This is a genomic window from Actinomadura logoneensis (assembly GCF_003428695.1).
Classification (GTDB): Bacteria; Actinomycetota; Actinomycetes; order Streptosporangiales; family Streptosporangiaceae; genus Spirillospora; species Spirillospora logoneensis.
The window spans coordinates 1-5,203 of record NZ_QURH01000035.1; the positions used below are offsets into that span (position 1 = coordinate 1).

A 5,203-nucleotide genomic window follows, 5' to 3' on the forward strand; every position below is an offset into this window, starting at 1 on the left:
GGAGCGCCTCGCGGCGGTCCTCGGGGCCTCCGGCCCGGCGCCCGCCTGACCGGCGCCCGCCCACCGGCCGTCCCGGCCCGCCGTCCGGCTCCGTCCGGCTGACCGGCCCCGGCTCCGGCTCCGTGCGGCCCCGGCCCGTCTCGGCTCGTGCGTTCCGGCCGTCCCCGCTCGCGGGGGCGGCCGGTTCCGTTTGGGTCTGGTGGGGTTTGCGGGGCGCTGCCACAGTGCGGTCATGATCTGCTGCGTGGTGAACCGCCGCGAGCTGCTGCGGCTGAGCGCGGTCGCGGCCGGGTTCACGCTCGTCCCGGCGGCGGAGGCCGCCACGGCGCGGGTGCGCGCGTCCACCGCCGTCGCGCCGGTGAACCTGGAACTGGTGACCCTCACCGAGACCAGTGCCGTCCTGACCTGGTACACCGGCGTTCCGGGCACGGACGACGGGCTGGGCCGGATGAAGCCCGCCGCCGCCCACGCCGAGGTCCGCTACGGGACGCATCCCGCCCGGCTGACCCGGGTCGCGCACGGACCGTCCGGGACGCCGTACCACCACGTCGAGCTGCGCGGCCTCGAACCGGGCCGCACCTATTACTACCGGGCGCTGTCACGCGGCCGTGCCGCGTCCGCGACGCCGCTCACCGGCGGGCCCGCCGCCGGGACGCCGCGCGGCGACGGGATCTTCGCGTTCACGACCCCGCAGCCGCCGCCCGGCCGGTTCCTGTTCGCGGTCGCCCTCTGCAACGACCTGCACCTCGGCGAGACCGTCGCGGGCCTGGTCGGCGGGCTGCCGTGGATCAAGGGCGTCTCCCAGGTGCCCGGCCACCCCCCGTACCCGGAGATCATGGCGACCGCGCTGGTGGACGACGCCAGGGCGCGCGGCGCGGCGCACCTGCTCGCCGCCGGGGACGTCAGCGCCGAGGCCGCGCCCGGCGACCTCGCCCGCGCCAAGGGGTTGCTCGACCGGTTCGGCCGCCACGGCACCGACTACCTGGTCACCCGGGGCAACCACGACCGCGCCCACGACGGCTCGTCCTGCACGCCGGGCCGGTGGCAGGGGAACGACTGCTTCGGCGACGCGTTCTTCCAGGGCCGCCCCACGTACTTCACCCACGACCTGCACGGCCTGCGGATCATCGGCCTCGACACCTACGACAAGCCCGGGAACGGCGGCGACGCAGGCGGGCTCGGCCGCGAGCAGTTCGCCTGGTTCCAGGACGAGCTGCGCCGCGACCCGGACCGTCCGACGCTCGTGTTCGGCCACCACCCGCTCTTCACCGAGAACGACCCGCTCGCCGTCACCGGGACGCACTCGCTCGACGCGGGCCAGTCGCTGCGGATCCTCGCCGCCTACGCGCGGACGCCGGGCGTCCTGCTGCACCACGCGGGCCACACGCACCGGAACCGGCGCTCGGTGTTCCCGCTCGCGCCCCGGGTCGTCCAGCAGGAGGTGGCCGCGGCGAAGGAGTACCCGGGCGGGTTCACGCTGCTGCGCGTCCACTCGGGCGGATACGCGCTGAACTTCTACAAGACGCGCGCGCCGCTCGCCCGCGAGTGGAGCGAGCGCAGCAGGCAGGAGCTCGCCGGGATGTGGCCTCGGCTGTCGTTCGGCGACCGGGTCGCGGACCGCAACAGCGTCGTCCACCGCGACCTGTCCGGCCTGGGCTCACCCTGACGGCGCGGACCGCCCGAGGACGGCGAGGACCCGGACGCCCGAGGAGGAAGCCGGAGCCTGGACGTTCGGGAGCGGGCCGGGCAGGCATGGGCTGGCCGCTCGGGGCCGGGGTCAGTAGACGAGGGCCTGGACGCCGTCCGCGGTGATCTCCTCGACGAAGGTCGGCGCGCCCGCGATGCGGATGCCGGGGATCACGTCGTCGGGGCCGATGTCACGGCGTCCGGCGCACTGGGTGCAGAGCGTCACCCGGCCTCCCGCCAGGACGACCTGGAGCAGTTCGTCCAGCGGCGTGGCGAGCGGCAGTCGCAGCTCGGCGGCCCGGCCGGGCAGCGCGTACCAGGCGGACTCACCGGTCAGCCACAGCGAGACCGGCAGGCCGCTGGCGACCGCCGCCGCCGCGACGGTGAACGCCTGGTTCACCCGCTCCGGGCCGTCCGCGCCCGCCGTCGCCTTGATCACCAATGAACGCGCCATACGGGGCACTGTAGCCGGGCGCGGCGTGCCGCCCCGCGACCTCCCCGCGGTTAGGGTGGGCGCCATGGGCGGACTGGTGAACGCGGGCGTGCTGGTACTGGCGTGCGCCGGGCTGGCGGTCGCCGCGCTGCTGCTGGTGATCAGGCTGTTCCGCCTGCGCTGACCCGCCGGACCGCCCGCGCGGTCCGTCAGCGGCTGCCGCCGTCTCTCCGCGCGTGCCCCGCCGTCTCTCCGCGCGTGCTGCCGCGCCCTCGCCCGCCTGCCGCCGGGACTCCGGCAGCCGTGCCGCGTCGAGGCGAGCGGACGGCCGTCAGCCGGTAGCCTTCCGGGCATGGAGCCTGAGCTGCACGACGACCTCAAACCGCTGGAATTCCTCCTGGGCACCTGGAAGGGCGCCGGGGTCGGCGACTATCCGACGATCGAGGCGTTCAACTTCGGCCAGGAGATCTCGTTCAGCCACAACGGCAAGCCGTTCCTGATCTACTCCAGCCGCAGCTGGCTGATCGAGCCGGACGGCACGGTCGGCCGCCCGCTGGCGACCGAGACGGGCTACTGGCGGCCGCAGCCGGGCAACCGGGTCGAGGTGACCCTCGCGCACCCGACCGGGATCATCGAGATCTACCTCGGCACCATCGCCTTCCACCAGATCGAGATGGTCACCGACGTGATCGCCCGCACCGACAGCGCCAAGGAGGTCAAGGCGGGCAAGCGGCTCTACGGCCTGATGCCGGAGAAGAACGGCGTCCGCGACCTCGGCTGGGTCTACGAGATGGCCGCGATGGGGCAGCCGCTGCAGGCGCACCTGTCGGCGCAGCTGAAGAAGGCCGACTAGCCGACCGGGGCGGGAAAGCGGAAGGGACGGCCCCCGGGCCGTCCCTGGATATGAACGACCCCCGGACCTTCTCCACCGGGATGGCGGAGGACGTACAGGACTGGTACGTCGGTCCGGGGGCCGGGTAACTGCCTGGTATTCGCCGATCACCGTCCGGTGATCGGCCACCGCCGTGCTGGACGACGGCGCCGCGGCAGGACGGCGACTAGCGGACAGTCACCTCGCGAGTCCCAGAATGAATCATTTCTTGGACCACCTCCTTTCGCGCGTGCCGCCAAGCTATGCGAGCCGGGGGCAGGGAGGCAAACGCTTTTTCGGTCCGTCTTCTGCGGCGGTTCCGCCACGTGGGACATAGGATGCGGGCATGGCCGAGACGTGGCAGGAGGAGCTGCGGGCGAAGGGCTACCGGGTCACTCCGCAGCGGCAGCTCGTGCTGGAGGCCGTCACCAGGCTGGAGCACGGGACCCCCGAGGAGATCTGCACCGAGGTGCAGCGCACCGCCGGGGGCGTGAACATCTCCACCGTCTACCGGACGCTGGAGCTGCTGGAGGAGCTCGGCCTCGTCAAGCACGCGCATCTCGGCCACGGCCCACCGAACTACCACCTCGCCGCCGAGGCCGAGCACATCCACCTGGTCTGCCGCGACTGCGGCCGGGTGAACGACGTTCCCCTGGACGCCGCGGCGAGCCTCGCCGCCGGCCTCGACCGCGACTACGGCTTCGAGACCGACGTCCAGCACCTCACCGTCTACGGCCGCTGCAAAGACTGCCGAGCCGCCTGACCCGCCGCGCCGCTGGATCTGCCGCGCCCCCTGGCCAGTGGAGCCGCCTGACCTACCGCGCCGCCTGACCTGCCGCGCCGCTTGACCTGCCGCGCCGCCTGACCCGCCGCGCCGCTTGACCCGCCGCGCCGTTTGATCTGGCGGGCCGCTCGGGCTCCCATCGGGCTTGATCCCCCTGCCCCCGGGACTGGGGGGCGTCGGGCGGGGACGGGCGGGGCGGATGAGCCGTGCGGCGCATAGTCTGGGCGGCATGGAGAGCCCGCTGCTGAAGCTGCACGGGGCCGTCGCCGCCGACGCCCCCGACCAGGAGATCGCCGCTCACTACGGGGACCCCGTCCGCGAACAACGGCTGCTGGAGGCCGGCAAGGCGTTCGTGGACCGGAGCAACCGCGGCGTCCTGCGCGTCTCCGGCCCGGACCGGCTGTCCTGGCTGCACAGCCTGCTCAGCCAGCACCTGGAGTCGCTGGAGCCCGGCGTCGCCACGCAGGCGCTGCTGCTGACGGCCAACGGCCACATCGAGCACCACCTGCACCTGGTGGACGACGGTGAGACCGTCTGGATCCACGTCGAGCCCGGCACCGCGCCCGCGCTCGCCGACTTCCTCGACCGGATGCGGTTCTTCCTGCGCGTCGAGGTGGAGGACGTCTCCGACCGGTACGCCGTGGTGACCGGCGGCGACGCGTCCGGTGCCGTCCCCTCCTTCCCGGACGTCGCGGGTCTGACCACCCGGATCGTCCCGCGCGACGAGCTGGGCGCGGAGCCGGGCGCGGACGAGCCGTCCCCGGCGGGCCTGTGGGCCTACGAGGCGCTGCGGATCGCCGCGCACGCCCCGCGCTTCGGCCTCGACACCGACCACCGGACGATCCCGCACGAGATCGGCGTGATCGGCACGGCCGTCCACCTGAACAAGGGCTGCTACCGGGGCCAGGAGACGGTCGCGCGGGTCGAGAACCTCGGCCGCCCGCCGCGCCGCCTGGTCTTCCTGCACCTGGACGGCAGCGTCGACCGCCTCCCCGCGCACGGCGACCCGGTGGAGATCCCCGGCGGTCGCCAGGTCGGCTTCGTCGGGTCGGCGGCCCGCCACCACGAGCTGGGCCCGATCGGGCTCGCGCTGGTCAAGCGGAACACCCCGGTGGACATCGAACTGCTGGCCGGAGGCGTCGCCGCGTCGCAGGAGGTGGTCGTGCCGCCGGACACCGGCGCGAACGCCAAGATCGACCTGCGCCGTACGGCCGCCGACCGTCGGTAGCGAAGTCGCGAAAAGCGCGTAGAACGCGGGCCATAGGGGCAGAATCGTTCTCGCGGGAGGGGCGGCCGTCCGAGGGGCCGCCGCCTCCGGAGGAGGTGGGGCCGCGTGACCGCTCACGAGGACCCGCCGCGCCGCCCGGCCGAGCACGGCGACCGCTGGGTCGCCGGCGCCGCCGAGCCCCCACCGCAGCAGCCCCCGCCG

General features: G+C 74.2%; 5 protein-coding genes. 4 read left to right on the plus strand and 1 reads right to left on the minus strand.

Translation table 11 applies throughout. The features are described 5' to 3' along the window. Positions 1-232 precede the first annotated feature (232 nt). Positions 233-1,666 carry a purple acid phosphatase family protein gene (locus DZF91_RS01945; protein WP_117355801.1) on the plus strand — a complete coding sequence of 478 codons (1,434 nt, stop codon included), beginning with the start codon at positions 233-235 and terminating at the stop codon, positions 1,664-1,666. Between the two features lie 111 nt (positions 1,667-1,777). On the opposite strand, the gene DZF91_RS01950 is transcribed toward DZF91_RS01945, so the two are convergent. Beyond that, positions 1,778-2,140: a DsrE family protein gene (locus DZF91_RS01950; RefSeq protein WP_117355802.1), complete on the minus strand. Its 363-nt coding sequence runs from the start codon at positions 2,138-2,140 to the stop codon at positions 1,778-1,780. Positions 2,141-2,471: 331 nt separating this feature from the next. On the opposite strand from DZF91_RS01950, the gene DZF91_RS01955 reads away from it, so the two are divergent. The 3 genes from DZF91_RS01955 (at position 2,472) to ygfZ (ending at position 5,002) form a co-directional block, all read left to right on the plus strand. Beyond that, complete coding sequence (locus DZF91_RS01955) at positions 2,472-2,972, plus strand: FABP family protein (protein WP_117355803.1); 501 nt, start codon at positions 2,472-2,474, stop codon at positions 2,970-2,972. Positions 2,973-3,336: 364 nt separating this feature from the next. After that, positions 3,337-3,753, plus strand: a complete 417-nt coding sequence (locus DZF91_RS01960; RefSeq protein WP_117355804.1) for a Fur family transcriptional regulator — start codon at positions 3,337-3,339, stop codon at positions 3,751-3,753. Positions 3,754-4,003: 250 nt separating this feature from the next. Then, positions 4,004-5,002 (plus strand): CAF17-like 4Fe-4S cluster assembly/insertion protein YgfZ, encoded by a 999-nt coding sequence (gene ygfZ, locus DZF91_RS01965; protein WP_117355805.1) that lies wholly within the window; start codon positions 4,004-4,006, stop codon positions 5,000-5,002. Positions 5,003-5,203: the final 201 nt, after the last annotated feature.

Excerpts from the sequence above, each read along its gene's own strand:
- ygfZ (WP_117355805.1), top strand. The coding sequence starts at position 4,004 with ATGGAGAGCCCGCTGCTGAAGCTGCACGGGGCCGTCGCCGCCGACGCC.
- DZF91_RS01955 (WP_117355803.1), top strand. The coding sequence starts at position 2,472 with ATGGAGCCTGAGCTGCACGACGACCTCAAACCGCTGGAATTCCTCCTG.
- DZF91_RS01950 (WP_117355802.1), bottom strand. The coding sequence starts at position 2,140 with ATGGCGCGTTCATTGGTGATCAAGGCGACGGCGGGCGCGGACGGCCCG.
- DZF91_RS01960 (WP_117355804.1), top strand. The coding sequence starts at position 3,337 with ATGGCCGAGACGTGGCAGGAGGAGCTGCGGGCGAAGGGCTACCGGGTC.
- DZF91_RS01945 (WP_117355801.1), top strand. The coding sequence starts at position 233 with ATGATCTGCTGCGTGGTGAACCGCCGCGAGCTGCTGCGGCTGAGCGCG.